Annotated in this window: 9 protein-coding genes; 4 read left to right on the top strand and 5 right to left on the bottom strand. The window is 61.8% G+C overall.

The annotated features are described in order from the left end of the window. Positions 1-67 precede the first annotated feature (67 nt). The 3 genes from VSP_RS36640 to VSP_RS21735 all read left to right on the top strand — a co-directional run bounded on the left by VSP_RS36640 (position 68) and on the right by VSP_RS21735 (position 5,407). Complete coding sequence (locus VSP_RS36640; RefSeq protein WP_044133629.1) at positions 68-1,426, top strand: PQQ-dependent sugar dehydrogenase; 1,359 nt, start codon at positions 68-70, stop codon at positions 1,424-1,426. Between the two features lie 99 nt (positions 1,427-1,525). After that, the gene (locus VSP_RS21730) at positions 1,526-4,060 is read left to right on the top strand and encodes a DUF1592 domain-containing protein (RefSeq protein ID WP_009963335.1); all 2,535 of its coding nucleotides are present in this window, start codon (positions 1,526-1,528) and stop codon (positions 4,058-4,060) included. Positions 4,061-4,063: 3 nt separating this feature from the next. Next, positions 4,064-5,407, top strand: coding sequence for a DUF1552 domain-containing protein (locus VSP_RS21735; RefSeq protein WP_009963336.1), 1,344 nt, complete (start codon positions 4,064-4,066; stop codon positions 5,405-5,407). 30 nt (positions 5,408-5,437) lie between these two features. Here the strand turns inward: VSP_RS21735 and VSP_RS39795 are convergent, their stop codons facing one another. From VSP_RS39795 to VSP_RS21760, 5 genes are all read right to left on the bottom strand, one after another. After that, a complete protein-coding gene (locus VSP_RS39795) occupies positions 5,438-6,262 on the bottom strand; it encodes a dienelactone hydrolase family protein (RefSeq protein ID WP_081452651.1) in 825 nt (274 codons plus the stop codon). A 719-nt stretch (positions 6,263-6,981) separates the two neighbouring features. Further along, positions 6,982-7,638 (bottom strand): DUF1553 domain-containing protein, encoded by a 657-nt coding sequence (locus VSP_RS21745; RefSeq protein WP_009963338.1) that lies wholly within the window; start codon positions 7,636-7,638, stop codon positions 6,982-6,984. Positions 7,639-7,895: 257 nt separating this feature from the next. Continuing rightward, a complete protein-coding gene (locus VSP_RS21750) occupies positions 7,896-8,738 on the bottom strand; it encodes a helix-turn-helix transcriptional regulator (RefSeq protein ID WP_009963340.1) in 843 nt (280 codons plus the stop codon). 15 nt (positions 8,739-8,753) lie between these two features. After that, positions 8,754-9,518 carry a class I SAM-dependent methyltransferase gene (locus VSP_RS21755; RefSeq protein WP_009963341.1) on the bottom strand — a complete coding sequence of 255 codons (765 nt, stop codon included), beginning with the start codon at positions 9,516-9,518 and terminating at the stop codon, positions 8,754-8,756. 57 nt (positions 9,519-9,575) lie between these two features. Next, the gene (locus VSP_RS21760) at positions 9,576-11,636 is read right to left on the bottom strand and encodes an FAD-dependent oxidoreductase (protein WP_009963342.1); all 2,061 of its coding nucleotides are present in this window, start codon (positions 11,634-11,636) and stop codon (positions 9,576-9,578) included. 148 nt (positions 11,637-11,784) lie between these two features. On the opposite strand from VSP_RS21760, the gene VSP_RS40565 reads away from it, so the two are divergent. Next, positions 11,785-16,221 carry a DUF7133 domain-containing protein gene (locus VSP_RS40565; RefSeq protein WP_009963343.1) on the top strand — a complete coding sequence of 1,479 codons (4,437 nt, stop codon included), beginning with the start codon at positions 11,785-11,787 and terminating at the stop codon, positions 16,219-16,221. Positions 16,222-16,612: the final 391 nt, after the last annotated feature.

Consider the following 16,612-nt stretch of genomic DNA (forward strand, 5'->3'; position numbering starts at 1 on the left):
GCCCGGGAGCCTGTTACAGCCGGGTTGGAACGGCCTCACGATCTCTTGGGAACCCCTCTCTGTTCCCATGAGACGCCCCTCCCCATCCCGGCTATTGAGCGCAAGCACCGCAGCGGTGCTCCTCCTCCCTTTCCTCACCCACCCTGCCATCAGCCAGGAGGCAAAGGTGAAGAACTTCGACCTCCTCACGGGCGAGTCTGCCATGGGAGACTGGACGACTGATGCGCCAGGAGTCCGGCGCAAGCTCACCCTGAAGGATCTGCCTCCTCCGAATGAGAAGGAATCTGTCCGGAACCAACCAAAGATCGTCAAGCGCCCTGATGATGCCTGGCCTAAGGTGCCCGAAGGTTTCAAGGTAGATCTCTTTGCCGCCGATCTGAAGAAGCCGCGGGTGATAGTGACCGCTCCCAACGGCGACATCTTCGTGGCAGAAAGCAAATCGGATCGCATCACTGTCCTGCGCGACAACGATGGCGACGGCAAGGCCGATGCCTCGGAGGTCTTTTCCACGGATCTCAAGCAACCCTTTGGCATCGCCTTCTACCCGCCCGGCAACAAGCCGACCCACGTCTATGTGGCCAACACGGACTCCGTAGTGAGATTCCCTTATACCAAGGATCTCATGAAAGCCCAATCAAAGCCTGAGCAGATCGCATCCCTCTCTGGCGGTGGCCAGCTCACCGGTGGAGGTCACTGGACGCGTGACATCGTGTTTTCCAAAGACGGCAGCAAGCTCTATGCTTCGATCGGCTCCAAATCCAATGCGAGTGACGATGAGGTGGAGAACAACCGCGCACGCATCTTTGTGATGAAGCCGGATGGCAGTGACATGAAGGTGTACGCCACCGGCATTCGCAATCCCGTGGGCCTGGCCATCCATCCCGCCACAGGCGAGCTTTGGACCTCGGTGAATGAGCGCGATGAGATTGGTGACCATCTCGTGCCAGACTACGTCACCCGCGTGAAGGAGGGCGGATTCTATGGCTGGCCCTGGTACTACATGGGCGGGATTCAAGATCCCCGGCATCCCGGTAAACATCCCGAACTCAAAGCCAAAGTCATCACGCCTGACGTGATGCTCCAGTCGCACTCTGCCTCGCTCGATCTGGCGTTCTACAACGATGACCAGTTTCCTGCCCAGTACCGGAATAGCGCCTTTGCCGCACAGCATGGTTCATGGAACCGCACCCGCCGCACCGGTTACAAGGTGATTCAGATCCCCACCAAGGAAGGAGCCGCCACCGGTGAATATGTGGACTTTCTCACGGGATTCGTCACCGCAGACGGTGATGTCTGGGGCCGCCCCGTGGGCGTGACTGTCGCCAAAGACGGTGCCCTCCTCGTCAGCGATGACGCGGGCGATTGCATCTGGCGGGTCTCCTACCAGGGGAAACTCCTGGTGCCCGCACCGCCCAAGGCCCCCTAAGGGCCTCACCTACGCCTGCCGCGGCCTTGAGTCCCGCCCCCCCGGCGGGACGTCACTTGATGTGCTGGACCGGCGGGCTGGTGACAATTGATTAAAGCGATGCTGTTCTCCAGATTCTCCGTCACCTCCCTCGTTCTCGCCAGCGCACAGGCTTTCGCAGCAGCTCCGGCCCACCAACCGGATGCGAAGGGATTTGCCGGCATCACCCAGCCCTTCATCCAGCAGAACTGCATCAGCTGCCACGGGCCGAAGAAGCAGAAAGGCGAGCTCCGCCTCGACACGCTGCCCAATGACTTCTCGGATCCGAGGACGGCCAAGAAATGGGCGGAGGTGCTGAACACCGTGAACAGTCACGAGATGCCGCCGGAGGAGGAGGACCAGCCCACACCGGAAAGCGCGGGCAAATTCACCGATTGGCTCACCGCGGAACTCGGCCGTGCGGAGATCGCGAAACGCAGCTCTGGCACGGTCATGCGCCGCCTCAATCGGGCGGAGTACAACAACACGATCCGCGATCTCGTCGGCATCGATTTCGATGCGGCGGAGAGTTTCCCGCAGGATCCGCCGGCGGGTGGCTTCGACAACATCGGCCAGGCGCTCACGATTTCGCCGCTCCACATGGAGCTTTACTACAGCACCGCGCGCCGGATTCTGGATCGAGCGATCGCCACAGGAGAGAAGCCGCCGATCATCAAATGGCACTTCGAGCCGGAGGAGCACAAGGACAAGAGCGACGGCGCGCGCATCAAGCGCGATGGCAAGGACATCATTCTCGGCAAGGGCTCATTGCCCGCCGAGAACGGTTTCGCGGTAATGCACCACGCCGGATGGGACCGCGTGGTCTATGCCCGCAATCTCGCGCTCGCCAATCCTGGCAAATACACGATCCGATTCCGCGCTGCGGGCCGCATCCCCACCCGCGCCCAGGTGATCGAAGGGGCAAAGCTGGTCCTGGCCCAGCGCCGTGATCAAGCCATCGCCAAGGGCTCCAGCCGCGAATATCAGCAGGGGCTCTACGATGCCGATATGAAGCACTTCGAGACGCACCGCATGTATGACTACGGTGCGCCCCGTGTGAAGGTGGTGACGAACATCGGCGGCGTGCCGAAGGTGATCGCGGAAATGGACATCAACGCCACCGAAGCCGAGCCGCAGGTGTATGAGGTGACCGCGGACTTCACCAAACAGAAGTCCCACATTCAGTTCGAGTACGCTTACTCCATCCCCTCCGTGCTTGATCGCGACTGGCAGATCAAACCGGAGTTCGCTGCCCCGCTCCTGCTCATTGGCTGGTTCGAACTGGAAGGTCCGATCAACACTGTCTGGCCGCCGGAAAGCACCACCCGGCTGGTGGGAGACAGCTCCATCACAGATGAGCGTGAACGTGCCCGGAAGGTGCTCGAAAACTTCATGCCCCGTGCGTTCCGCAGGCTGGTGACCAAGGAGGAGATCGAGAGCCGACTGGCGATGTTCGATGCGAACCGGCCGAAGAAGCCATCGTTCGAGGAAACGATCAAGATACCGCTAGCCTCCGTGCTCACCTCACCGAACTTCATCTATCTCATCGAACCCGAGCGGGCAGGAGATGAGAAGAAGCTCACGCCCTTCGAGTTCGCCTCACGTCTTTCGTATTTCTTGTGGTCGTCCATGCCGGATGACACGCTATTCCGCCTCGCTTCCAGTGGTGAACTGATGAAGCCGGACGTGGTCAAGCAGCAGATCGACCGCATGCTGGCAGATCCCAAGAGCGAGGCGCTGGTGAAGAACTTCACCGGCCAGTGGCTCGGCCTGCGCAAGGTTGGATCGAACCCGCCGGTCAAAAGCATCTATCCGGAGTACGACCGCCACCTGGAAGTCTCGATCGTCCGTGAGAGTGAGGCGTTTTTTGAGGAGATCTTACGCAACGACCTGGACTCACGGAACCTGATCAAGAGCGACTTCGTCACCATCAACGAGCGGCTTGCGAGGTTCTATGGCATCCCCGGTGTGAAGGGGGATGAGTTCCGGAAAGTGAAGGTGTCCCCAGATTCGAACCGCGGCGGCATTGTCACCCAGGCATCCATCCACTCGATCACTTCCAATGGCACGCGCACCTCGCCGATCTCCCGCGGTGTGTGGGTGTTGAAAACCATGCTCAACACCGATCCCGGTCTGCCCGTGGCCAATGCCGGCGAACTGCCTTCCAAGGTGCCCGGCATTGGCAAGGCGACCGTGCGCCAGCGGCTGAACATCCACCGCGAGGCGGCCGCCTGCGCACGCTGCCATGACAAGATTGACCCGCTGGGTTTCGCTCTGGAGAATTTCAATGCTGCGGGCGAGTGGCGGGAAGTCGAGTCCAGCGGCTGGAACGGTCGCGAGCAGCCGAATGATCCAAAGATCGACGCCTCTGCCACCATGCCAGACGGTACGAAGTTCATCGGCGTGCACGGTTTGCAGGACGCGCTCCTGCAGCAGCAGGACAAGTTCCTCGGCGGGCTCTCCGCCAAGCTCCACACCTACGCCCTCGGCCGCGAGCTCGGCTTTTCCGATCAGCCGATGATTGATGCCAGCGTCGCGAAAATGAAAGCGGGCCACTACACGCTGCGCTCGTTGATCCACGCCATTGTCTCCTCCGAATCTTTCGCCTCCAAGTAAGCCATGCACTTCCTTTCCAACACCCCGCTTGCCCGCCGCACCGTCCTGCGAGGACTCGGCGTCAGCATCGCCCTGCCGCTCCTGGAAGCGATGGCACCGCGCTCACTCTATGCAGCCTCCAAGGTGAAACCTGAAACCAAGGGCGCGAAGAGCGCGCCGCGCATCATCTACTGCTACGTGCCGAATGGTGTGAACATCTTCGACTGGATCCCGAAGGACAATGGCAATGGTTACCAGCTCTCACCGACGCTCAAGGTGCTGGAAAAGCATCGTGATGACTTCTCCGTGATCAGCGGGCTGAGCCACCACCGGGCCGAGGGGGGCCACAGCGGCGCGGACACCTGGCTCACTGGGGCGAGACTGAAAGCCGTGCCCGGCAAGGACTACTCTAACACCATCTCGGCGGATCAGGTGATCGCGGAAGCGATCGGAGCGCAGACTCGTTTCCCCTCACTGGAGCTCTCGGATGAATCCGGCACCGGCGCCGCCTTGCAGACCCACACGCTGGCGTTTGATCGCAATGGCACACCCCTCCCGGCCGAGAACAGCCCCCAGCGGTTGTTCGAGCGGTTGTTCGTCCCTGAAGACGCCTCCTCCCGCGAGGCGATCCTGCAACTCTATGCGGAGAAGCGCAGCATTCTAGACAACGTGCTCGGCGAGGCGAAATCCCTGCGTGGCAAACTCGGTGTCAGTGATCAGCAGAAGCTCGATGAATACCTTGCCTCCGTCCGCCAGACCGAGCTACGGCTGCAGCGGCAGGTGGAATGGATCGATGTCCCGAAACCGGAGGTCTCTGCCGACGGGCTGCGCCTCTCCAGCCAGCCGACCACAGGCCGGGATCGTGCCGCGTGGCTGGAGACCATGCTGGACATCAGCTATCTGGCCTTTGCCACAGACACCACGCGGGTGATCACCTTCGAGTGGTCCACGGAGTCCCACGGCTTCGGCGGCTCCGGTGAGAGCCACCACGAGCTTTCCCACCATGGCGGCGATGCGGGCATGCTCGCGAAGCTCGCCAACATCGATCGATTCCACCTCGCGTGCCTCGATCGCTTTCTCACGAAACTCAAGAGCGCGCAGGAGGAGAACCAGAGCCTGCTGGATCACACCACCGTTGTGTACGGCTCCGGCATGAACAACGGTGAACGAGGCGGACACCTTGGCACCAACCTCCCGCTGCTCATCGCCGGTGGCAAAGCCCAGGGCTACAAGCACGGCCAGCACCTCGCCCACGACTCGGCGAAAAGCCCTCCCCTCACCAATCTCCTGCTATCGACCATCCAGAAGATGGGTGTCGAAACCAGCACCTTCCAAGACTCCAATGGCACGCTCACAGGCGTGGATTGATGCAGAGGCGCGAGGTCCGCACGGCTTGATCTACCGTGCTGACAGTGTCGCGGCCGCTTTTTGGCGGGGCTTCAGCTCCTTGTCAAAGAACGCCACGGTCTCCCGGCGCATCTTGATCAAGGCCATTTCCTTGAACCGATGATCCTGGTCGTCATAAATCGAGGTCGAGAATTGCGCCGCCCCATGCTTTGAGTTCACAAAGCGCTGCATCTGCGGCACATACCGGCTGAACTCCACCCGGTGGTCCTGGCGGCCATGGATCATCAAAAGTGGCGGCACCTGTTTCACTCCCTTGTCATACCCATCCCAAATACCGCCCGCGTGCACCACGGCGGCATTCACCCGGGGATCATGAAATGACTCTGCCACGGTGAGGAAGCCGCCCAGCGAATAGCCGTAGAGGCCGATCGCCCCCTTCTGCCCCTCCGACTCCCGCACCCAGGTCGCCGCATCCCGCACGGTGCCCACCCAGACATCAAAGTGCCGGGTCATCCCGGAATCAAAAGTCACCGGCCCACCCGCACGGTCGAAATAGTGCACGACATAGGCATCATGCCCGGCCAGGGCCAGTTCGTTCGCCATGCTTTTGATCTCCGGCCCGTCAAAGACCATGCCCCCTGCCCCATGCAGCACGAGAACAGCGGTGGGTGCCGGTCCGGGTTTGACAGCCTCAGGCCGGTAGCGATCCACCCGAATCAATTTACCCCCGCTTGGGAAGCGATGAGAGGAAACCTGAACCCCGGGCGCGGCCACCGTCCCACAGGAAACAACAGCAAGGCACATCGCCAGCCCACCCAGTCCGCGCAGCACGGGTGATCCAGATGCAGTGACGTATTTCCACAATTTGGTTTTCATGGGTGGGCGGGAAACTTACCTGCGCATTCAGGACGACTGCGGATGATTCGCCGGAGCGGGAGGTTTGGTTTCAAAAGTCGTATGAAACGTAGTGCATCCGGTGTCAGCATCGGCCCAACCCCTTGGGTACTTGGCAGCACGCCGCGAGAAAACACCGCATACCGGGAAATTAGTGCCTCCTTACGTCGACAACTACGACCGACATTGATGTTCGCACGGCAGAAGGCATTCTCAATCACCCGCTGTATCCGCACCCACCCCGACGACTCACGCCCCGGCATTCACCCACTGGTGCTTGGTCTCCAACCACCCAGCGCCCCTGTAGTTGTCGACGCAAGGAGAACAGACCAACTGGCGCGCATCTGGGGTGGCCGCCAAGGAACCACCCAGAGGTGCCATTCTCAGTTCGAAGCTGATCCCCAGCGGGGATCTCTAACACAGCCCAACGTTGGACGAGCCCTAAGCGAGTCAACGTTGGGTACCTCCGCAGAGGATAATCAGGTGGGAAAGCCGACGGGATCCGCTTTCTCCCCACCGCCATCAACACCTCCACCTCAGACGGATGCGATGTCATGTGCTGCCTGACGTTCGCGGCAAGATGCCGCAAACAGCACGCAGGGATGCGTGCGCTCCCCGAGCTTCTCAAGCACAGGCCGTTTTAAGAACCGTCAGACCACGTTTCGCCAGACTCCGCCCTCTCTCCCACACACACTCTCCGCCTAATCTACATAACAAAAGGCACTACTATTGATCACCGCCAGGCAATAATCCGCCACCGCCTCCTCCAGGGTCTCAGTCATCGCAGTCTGCCGGTTCAGAAACTCGCGCCCCAACGCCCTCTCCGCCGGGCTGGCCGCACGGGACAGACACCGCCACGATACCGCCTCCACCATGGCGTCATGATCACTCTGCCCCGCCATCAGGATCTGCCGGGCCAAGCCCTTCACCAATTCCAGGCTGAAGGCCGAATTCATCAACATCAATGACTGCGGAGCCGTGGTGGAGACCTCCCGCCGGGCACACGAGGCCAGGGCATCTGGGCGGTCAAAAATCTCGAACAGCGGATACCGCAAGTTCCGCCGGGCAAACACATAGATGCTGCGGCGATCATGCTCTGCCACATCCTCCGTCACGCTGGCTTTCCCCTTGGGAATGGTCACCTTCACCTCCTGGGGCATGGGCAGCCTCACACCCGGCCCTCCCTGTCTCAAACTGGGCCGTCCTCCGGCGGACAACAGAAAGTCCCGCAAGGCCTCGCCAGAGAGACGGCGACGGTACATGCGGGAGTAGTCCAGGTTCGCGGAGTCCACGGCAAGGCAGGCGGATCCTGGCGGCACCACATGCCGACGCTCATCCTGGCTGTGGATGTCGGGCATGCCGACCCTGCCACCAGGTACCCGGTGGTGATCGCATGGTCATCGCCTGCTCTCCCGGACGCATCGTCGTCCCTTGAAAGGCAGCGGGAAGATAACCATTCCCCAATCCGGTGGTCCCCCCTTGAGACCGCCCCCCGGGTCCGGCATCACCAAAAAGGCGGGCATGCCTTAATGGGTGGACCCACCCCGCCCCCTCGTTCTTGCGTGAGGATTGACGAAACTTATCCACATGGAAAAATCATCCATCCTTCTGCGCATCACCTTCGGCGGTACTCGCTCGGGGCACAGCCCACCCAGCGCTTGAAAGCGCGTGAAAATACCAGCCCATCCCGGTAGCCCACCTCACCTGCCACCACCTCCACCTTGTCACTGGTCGTCTCCAGGAGCTGCCGGGCCCGTTGCATTCTCATGTAGGTCAGGTGCTGCATGGGACTGCGGCCCAACTCGCGCTGACAGACACGCCGCAGATGCTCTCCGCTGGAGTGGTAGGCCCTGGCCAGTGATTCCAGAGTCCACTCTTCAGCAAGGCTCTGCTGCACACTCGTCCACAAGGTCCAGAGCCGGGCCTCCATCTCAAACGGCTGCGCCGCGCGCCGTGCCAGCCCGTGGGCCAGCTCTATCCAGTGGTGCAGGAGTTTGGGATCCCGATGCCCCTCCCATTCGGTCCTTAGACCGTCAATCGCTCGGGCGATCTCCATCGCTCCTTCGGCTGCCAGCACGGGAGAAGACGCCCCCACCATCGGTGACACGAACGCTGGCTCGTCATACCGCAACCAGGCGAAGCGCCAAACCTCCGCCCCCTCTGCGTGAAAGGCATTCAGCACCCGGGGCGGCGCCATGCAGACCATGCCTGCACCGACCCGCTGCCAGCGGCCGTCCAGCAGCACTCTTCCTTTGCCCGCAGTGCATGCCAGAATAAAGCTGCCCGCCGGCCGCAATCGCACCCGCCGGTAGGGCATCCACGCCTCATCCAGTCCGAGCCGGGCGATCCGGTGCGCGGCCAGCTCCCGACAATCGCCGCTCTCCAGCACCCATCGTTTCGACCGCGGGCCATCCCGCGTCGTTTCCACGAACTCCATCTCCTGTTTGCCCGGACTCATGATTCAGGTGGGGCTTCAGCCTTCAAACCTGCCCAGATAGACGTTGGAATCGTAGTCAAAGAAGACATGCCCGTCGTCCTGGTGGGTCTCAAACAAGGCATCAAGGTCCTCAAGCATGGGCCCATAGCCTGACTGCCCCGCTGCGGGAACATAGGATGAGGACAACAAACGCCCCCGCAATCCTTCGCGATCAAACACCTGCCGGTTGAAAAAGGAGTGATAGGTAAAGCTTCCGGGACGGAAGAACTCGGCGAGCATCACCTCGGAGATCCTCGTGTGGTCCACGTGTTTGTAGTCCGTGCCATGCTGCAAGAGGAATGCCTCGTAAGCGATCAGGAACGGGGAGGTGGTGGTCAGACGCTTGTTCCAAATCAGCGCCACCGCCCCCTCAGGCCGCAGGATGCGCTGAAGCTCCACCTTGGCGCGCACCGGATCAAACCAGTGAAATGCCTGCCCTGCGGACACCAGATCCACACTGTGGTCCGCCAGCCCTGTCTGCTCGGCCGTGCCCGCCACGCTGTGGAGCCGGGGGTAGCCCGCCAGCAGGCGCTCGGCCGCCGTGCGCATCTCCAGGTTGGGTTCCACCGCAAAAACCTCGTTCCCCGCCTGCAGGTACATTTCAGTGAGAATCCCCGTGCCGGATCCCACATCGGCCACGACGGATTGCTCATTCCAGCCCGCCTCCTTTTTCAGCAGGTCGAGGACCGCCAGAGGGTAGCCCGGCCGGTATTTGACGTAGTTGTCAACACGGTCGGAGAAACGTGCAGTCGGGTCGGACATAACCAGAGGCTACCTCCACCCGACCCAGAAAAAAAGGGAAATCACTGAGGTCCCACCTCACTTCACCGGGAGCCATTGCACCGCATCCACTGAGACAAAGCCCCTAGTCCAGGCATTGCTCACCTGCACAGAGGCAGGCTGGTTGGCCGCGAAATCGAAGGTTCCCAGGCTGACAAAAACCTTGTCATGCACGCCCGGCTTGCGTTCATCCACCCATACCTTGGCAACGCCGCCCGCGTGGGTGATCTCCACCGGGACACTCGCCGCACGGTTGGGCGCAGACGAGTAGGCGAAGCGTACCTCATACCTGCCCGCCGCGGGAAGCTGGGCGACAAAACGGGCGGTCTTCTCCCCTTTGCCGGAGTCGGCGTCATTGTGACTGGCGTCATCGACCGGAGCCCCATAGCCACTGGACACCCAGGAGCCGGTGAACTCCGCATGCGCATCATCCACCACCACGCCAGCCAGTTGATCTGAAGCAGGCCCAAGCACCAGGTTGGGCAAATCCAGCACCGCCTTTTGCTCACGCAGTTTCGCCTGTAGGGCAGGCACCGAAACATCCTGCACCGCCACATTCCCCTTCACAGCCATGGCCGCAGAGAGACCGCTGGCCTGCCCCAGTGCCATGTACACGGGCTCCATGCGCAGCGAGCAGGTGGCGATGTGCGAGGCGGAAAGGCATACCGGTACGAGGAGATTATCGCACTCCGCCTTCTTGGGCACGATGGAGCGGTACGGGATCTGGTACGGCTTCGCGGGGGCGTCCTGGAAGGAACCTTCGTCCGTGACCGTGCCATCTTCCGCCACTATGCGCTGCACTATGTGGCAATCGATGACAAAGGAACCCATGCCCACGGTGTCCGGCTTGAAAATCTCCCGCTGCACATCGCGCTGGGTCATCACGTAGTCGCTGATCATGCGCCGCCCTTCCCGCACATACAGCGCATACGGCCAGTGACCGTTGTCGGTGAACTCGTCTTTGCAGAGCCCCCAGGTGTTGGTCTCGTCCCGCAGCTTCTGAGGCACCCGGGAGTCGTTGCCCAGGAAGTACAGGAGGCCCTGCACGTAGTTCACGTGATCCTTCGCGATCCTTTCCCGCGTGGCGGCATCCCCTTCCAGGTAGCCGACATTCCCACCGGGATAGTCCGTGGAAAAGAACCCCTGCGCATTCAGGTCCACCTTACCATGACCGATCTGCCCAAGATGGACGAGACGACCAAAGGCCACCTCCGAGTAGCTTTGAATCAATCTCAGCAGCAGTTCGTACCGGGCGGGCTCATACCCCTCTGGCTTCGGGAATGGCACGCGAATGTCCGGCCGCTGCGTCACGCAGACGCGGAAGTTGTAGGCTTGAGTCAGCTTGTCCGCGTCTCCAGGCTTCCCCTTGAGTTCCGTGACCCCAAACAGCAACTTGCCGTCGTCTCCCCGGGCATTGATTTTGCACGGCGTCCCATGGATGTAGTGCGGCCCGGTGCCTCCCACACATTTGCACGCCACGCCCATGACATCCGCGCCATGCGGGCGAACGGGCATCGGGTGGATGCCTGCCAGAGGCTCGCCGTACTGCGCTTTACTCTCCCGCCCCAAAGTGTGACTCACACCAGAAGCCGCCAGCAGATCCCCTTCATACGTCGCGTCCACAAAGACCCGCCCCTGATACACCTGCCCATCGGCGGTGGTGAGGCTCGTGATCCGTCCACTCTTCTTCTCCAGTGCCTTCAAAGATTGTTCCGTCACCACTTTCACGCCCGCTTCCTTGAGCATGGCCTGGAACGCGGCCATGTTCGCCTGCGGCTCTGCATACCAAAGTGGCGTCTCCGACTTGATCGCCGCAGCCCTTTTGAAGTACTCCCGTGGAAACCCACCGATGCATTCCTGTTTGCCCAGGTCCGTGGAGGAGAGTCCGCCCGTCACCATCCCACCAATCCATTTGGTGGGCTCAATCACGACCACCGACGCCCCTTCCCGCGCCGCAGTGATGCCTGCGGCCAGCCCGGCAGGCGTGCCTCCATAGACCACGAGATCATACGAGGCCGCCGGTGCGGCCGAGGCACCCGCAGCAAGACCTACAACAGCCACGGCAAGGTGCCTCAAACGCGGAAACAGATGGAAAAACATGACAGGATTGAGCAAGATTGAATTCTGCTACGGTGAGTCCTCAACCCCGAAAAATGGACAGGTATTTTGATCCATCCGTTTCGCCAGGGCCCATGCCGCGAACGCGCCCCCCCCTTTCAGATGAATCTCCCGCTGGTGGATTTCTGCCATGGATTCCGCCCCCCGTGCAGCGTTTAATCCCCTGTCCACCCTCTTCCGCGCCATGCTTCCTACCCGAATCCGACTGCTCCTTTGTCTCCTGCCCTTGCTCGCGCTTCCCTCAGCGCAGGCAGAAACCGTGCCCCTCTTTGACGGCAAGACCCTTCAGGGATGGGAGGGCGATGCCAAACTGTGGAGTGTGCAGGACGGCCTGATCACGGGCGGCTCGCTCACGGAGAAGGTGGCTCACAATGACTTCCTGGCCACCACCCCGAGCTATCACAACTTTGACCTCCGGCTGAAAATCAAAGTCACGGGCACGGAAGGCTTCATCAACAGCGGAGTCCAGATCCGCAGTGTGCGGGTGCCGGGGAACCGCGAGATGAGCGGCTATCAGGTGGACGCCGGTGACGGCTGGTGGGGCAAGCTCTACGACGAATCGCGTCGCAACAAGGTAGTGGGTGAACCCAAAGACGCCGCCGCCGTGACCGCCGCAGTGAAGAAGAACGACTGGAACGAGTACCGGATCCGCGCTGAAGGGCCGCGCATCCAGTCGTGGATCAATGGGGTGCCAGCGCTCGATTACACCGAAGGCGAAGCAACCATCGCCCAGGACGGGCGGATTGGCATTCAGGTGCATGGCGGAGGCAAGGCCCTTGTTCAGGTTAAGGAAATTACCATTGAAGAACTCGCCCCGACCGCAGGAGCAACCACCTGGGACAAGCTCGGCGGCTATGAAGGGATGAAGGCCAAGCTCCCCGCCCGGGCGAAGCCTGCCGAAAGCAAACCCAAGCGGGACATCAGCTACAACAGCGTCAGCACCGCCGCGCTCACCCCTGAGCAGGAGCTGGCCACCTTCAAGGTGCCTAGTGGGTTCAAGGTCGAACTCGTGGCCGCAGAGACTGAGGGCATTGGCAAGTTCATCTCCGTGGCCTGGGATCATGCGGGCCGCATGTGGACCATGACCGCGCTCGACTACCCTGTGGATGCCAATGAAAACCGCCCGTTCGCGGAATCGCTCTACAAGAACGGCGGACGGGACAAGCTCGTCGTGTACGATCAACCCTATGGTCCCGAACCGGCCAAGCCTCGCATCTTTGCAGAAGGACTGGCCATCCCGCTGGGCATCCTGCCTTGGGGTGATGGCGTCTATGCTCAGCATGGCCCTGACATCCGCTATTACCGGGACAAAGATGGCGACGGCAAGGCGGATGGCTTTGACACCATTCTCTCCGGGTTCGGCATTGATGACTCGCACCTCTTCGCCCACCAGTTCACGCCCGGACCAGGAGGCTGGATCTATCTGGCTCAGGGTGCATTCAACCACGGCGAAGTGCGTCGCCCAGACGGCAGTGATTTTGCCACCGGGGGCTTGTTCTCTGCCAACCCGCAGAAGGGTGTGCCCTTCAGCTTCTGCAAGCTCGCCCGCATGCGGGCCGATGGCTCCGACTTCCAACTGGTCTCCAGCGGACCCAACAACATTTGGGGACTTACCGTGGATCGCACCGGGGAGATGTTCATGCAGGAGGCCAATGACATGGGCTATCCCATCATCCCCTTCCGTCCCGGCACCCACGTTCCAGGCATCGGCAGCCAGAAGCTCAAGCCCTATGCCCCCATCCAGCCCCCCTCTCTGAGCCCGCCCCAGATGGGCGGCACGGGTCTCTCCGGTCTGGCGCTCAAAGAGGAGTCTGACTGGCCGGCATCCTCCACGGGTGAAGGCGACCACCGCATCTTCTACCTGGCCAATCCCATCACCAACCGCGTGCAGGCGGTGAAGGCCACCGCGGCCGGCTCTGGCTACACGTTCACCAAGCTGGACGACTTCATGACCAGCACGGATCCCTGGTTCCGCCCCATCGCCATTCAGTTCGGCCCAGATGGCGCGCTCTATGTGGTGGACTGGTACAACAAGATCATCAGCCACAACGAGGTGCCTCGCATCCATCCCGATCGCGACAAGACCCGGGGCCGCATCTGGCGCATCCGCCATAAGGACCAACGCCCCGCCCAGGTGCCGGACATGACCAAGATGCCGACCGATGACCTCCTGCTCTACCTGGAGTCACCCAACCAGTGGGCCCAGAAGGCCGCGTGGCAGCAGCTCGTCCTGCGCAAGGCTAAAAACTTGGTGCCGACCCTGAAGACACTCGCGATGGACGAGAACAAATCGAGCGACACCCGCATTCACGCGCTCTGGACTTGGGAGGAACTGGGCGGCACCGACTCCGCCCCGCTCGCCGGACTGCTAAAGGAGGCAGACCGTGACTACCGTCGTGAGGCGGCCCGTGCCATCAGCACCTTTGCCGCAGAGCTGGGCCAGGGGCAGGTCGTTAATCTCCTGAAACCCGTCCTCACCGATGCCGATGCCGAGGTGCGCTTCGCTGCGGTTCTTACTCTTAACAGCATCAAACAGCCCGAACCCGCCGTGCTTGATCTGGTGGCCCGTTTTGCCGTCCCACCGGACTCTGCCACGCCCTATGAGGCCGAGTTCCAGCGCTTCCTGGTGCGCGCCACACTGGAACAGCATCCCGCCAAGCTGGCCGCCTTCCTGGACAGCCCCGATGCTGCCGCCCTCCCTGCGGAGGCCAAACTGTTCGCTTCCCTGGCCCTGCCGGAGCTGGAGGCCCTGCCCCGCTTCGTCAATGCCTTCGCCGCAGCCAACCGCGCTCCTACCGACGAAGAGATCGTGCTCCTGCTGAAGGCCCCTCCTGCTCTGGAAAAAGGCGTCACCATCCTGCTCGGTCAGCAGACCAACCGTCTCCCCGCCCTGCTGGCGGCTGTTCGCCAGCGTGACCGGGTGGATCGCACTCGCGCCGCCCGCATGCTCAGCCTGGCGGCTTCTGCTCTGGCCAAGAAAGGCGCTGGCGCCCAGATGAACGCGGACCTCGTCGCCTATGCCGCCAGCTTCCCCACTCCGGATCTCGCGCCCACCTTGGTGGACACCGCATTGCATGCCGTGGATGAATCCACCGCTCCTGCTTCTGCCAACTTCATCCCCGCCCCCAAGGCCGAAGCGCGTCGCCAGCTTGCCATCGAAGCTCTCACCCTGCTCAGCCCTGACGCCGCTCTTCCGCTGGAACCGTTGCTAAAGGATGAATCCGTCTCGCCAGCGCTGCGGGCAGCCGCCTTGGTCGCCCTGGCTCCTGGCAAGCAAGACGCGCTGGCACCTGCTTTCAACACCCTCTGGCCCAAGCTGGGTCCGGTGGAACGCAGTCGCCTGACCGCAGGCCTCGCCTCAACCAAGTCCTCAGCCCGGGTCCTGCTCGCGGCCATCGACAAAGGCATCCTGAAGGACAACGAGATCGATGCCTCCCTGCTGGAGCGCCTGAACGGACTCTATCCAGAAGATCCCGCCATGAAATCCCTCTGGGATCGCATGGCGAAGAACTTTGTCCGGGTGCTCCAGCTCAACGGCAAAAACGACAGCTATGTGGACAGCAACCTGGACCTTAACGGCCCCTTCACCGTTGAAACGTGGGTGAAGCTCGATGAGGGCATCGACAACGGAGACGGCATCCTCTCCAATGGGAAGAACCTGGACCTGAATTTCTTCGGCAAGAAGTTCCGCGTTTATGTGGGCGGCACCCTTCACGATGTAGCCGTGGCTCAAAAGGAAATAACTCCCGGTGCCTGGACCCATGTGGCGGTGACTCGCGATGGGGGCGGCACCTTCCGCATCTACCTCAATGGGGAGCTGGACGCGACCAGCACCAAGACCACCACGGAACCCTTCGTGCAATGCGACATAGGCCGTACCAGCCCCTCCCAGAAGGGCACCTCGGGCGAGCTCACTGAGTACCGGGTGTGGAACCTCGCCCGCAGCGCCGCCGATGTTCGCGCCAGCTTTGACCGCAGCTTCGCCGGTGAACCTCGCCCCGAGGGGCTGGTGGTCTATCACTCCCCTCTCTCCGACTGGAAAGGGGCCAGCAAGACCACCAAGGTCACGCCCGTGTTGGCCGGACCGCACCTCCTGAGCGCCAAGGACGCCCGGGTGGTCGGGGAAAAACTCGCCCGGTACAAGGCCATCTCCCAGAAGTCAGGCGACGCCAAATCTGGCCAGTCCTTGTTCGCCGGCCTGTGCCTGAGCTGCCACACGCTGGCGGGCAAAGGAGGCAACCTGGCCCCCGCTCTGGATGGTTCCGGTCACAGGGATCTCGACGGCCTCCTGCGCGCCCTGATCACTCCGAACGCCGCTGTCGAGGGCGGCTATCGGGCATTCCGCGTGGACACCCGGGACAACCGTCAGCTTGAAGGCTTCCTGGTCACCCGCGATGACTCGGGCATCACCCTGCGGTTGATGGGCGGGGCGGAAGTACGCGTGCCTGCCGCTCAAGTGGCCAAGGCTGAATTCACCAACCGTTCCCTGATGATCGAGGGCATCCTCGATGCCCTGCCAGATCAACAGGTGTCCGATCTGTTTGAGTACCTCCGAACCGTGAAGTGAAGTTCTCAAGGCGATGCTCCTGCGGCCCTCAGTCCCGCAGGAGCATCATCCCAATAGACTGCCCGGGCCCGGAAGGACCACGGAAATTAACCGGTGGCGACAATCACCGGTCAACCGGCCACCCTGCGCCATTGCGTCCTGGAGGGACGCCGGACCGGCCCCGCTCACCAGCCAATCACCTGCCCCCGCCGATGCCTCCCATTCCCAGACCCATTCACGGGGCAGCAAAATCATGTTGGCCTTTCAAAGGATGAACCAGAGAAAAATGGGGGCTGCTTCTGAGGATTTCAGGCTCGCCAAATTCATCAGGCCTGTACAGAGAAAATCAGGGAACCGAATCAAGGCACGACCAAACAACCCTTCTTATCACTTCCATCACGCCACACCCAGG

Origin of the sequence: Verrucomicrobium spinosum DSM 4136 = JCM 18804 (assembly GCF_000172155.1) — a bacterium.
GTDB classification, from domain to species: Bacteria; Verrucomicrobiota; Verrucomicrobiia; order Verrucomicrobiales; family Verrucomicrobiaceae; genus Verrucomicrobium; species Verrucomicrobium spinosum.

Coding starts and splice junctions, on each gene's coding strand:
- VSP_RS36640 (WP_044133629.1), top strand. CDS start 68: ATGAGACGCCCCTCCCCATCCCGGCTATTGAGCGCAAGCACCGCAGCG.
- VSP_RS21730 (WP_009963335.1), top strand. CDS start 1,526: ATGCTGTTCTCCAGATTCTCCGTCACCTCCCTCGTTCTCGCCAGCGCA.
- VSP_RS21735 (WP_009963336.1), top strand. CDS start 4,064: ATGCACTTCCTTTCCAACACCCCGCTTGCCCGCCGCACCGTCCTGCGA.
- VSP_RS39795 (WP_081452651.1), bottom strand. CDS start 6,262: ATGAAAACCAAATTGTGGAAATACGTCACTGCATCTGGATCACCCGTG.
- VSP_RS21745 (WP_009963338.1), bottom strand. CDS start 7,638: ATGCCCGACATCCACAGCCAGGATGAGCGTCGGCATGTGGTGCCGCCA.
- VSP_RS21750 (WP_009963340.1), bottom strand. CDS start 8,738: ATGAGTCCGGGCAAACAGGAGATGGAGTTCGTGGAAACGACGCGGGAT.
- VSP_RS21755 (WP_009963341.1), bottom strand. CDS start 9,518: ATGTCCGACCCGACTGCACGTTTCTCCGACCGTGTTGACAACTACGTC.
- VSP_RS21760 (WP_009963342.1), bottom strand. CDS start 11,636: ATGTTTTTCCATCTGTTTCCGCGTTTGAGGCACCTTGCCGTGGCTGTT.
- VSP_RS40565 (WP_009963343.1), top strand. CDS start 11,785: ATGGATTCCGCCCCCCGTGCAGCGTTTAATCCCCTGTCCACCCTCTTC.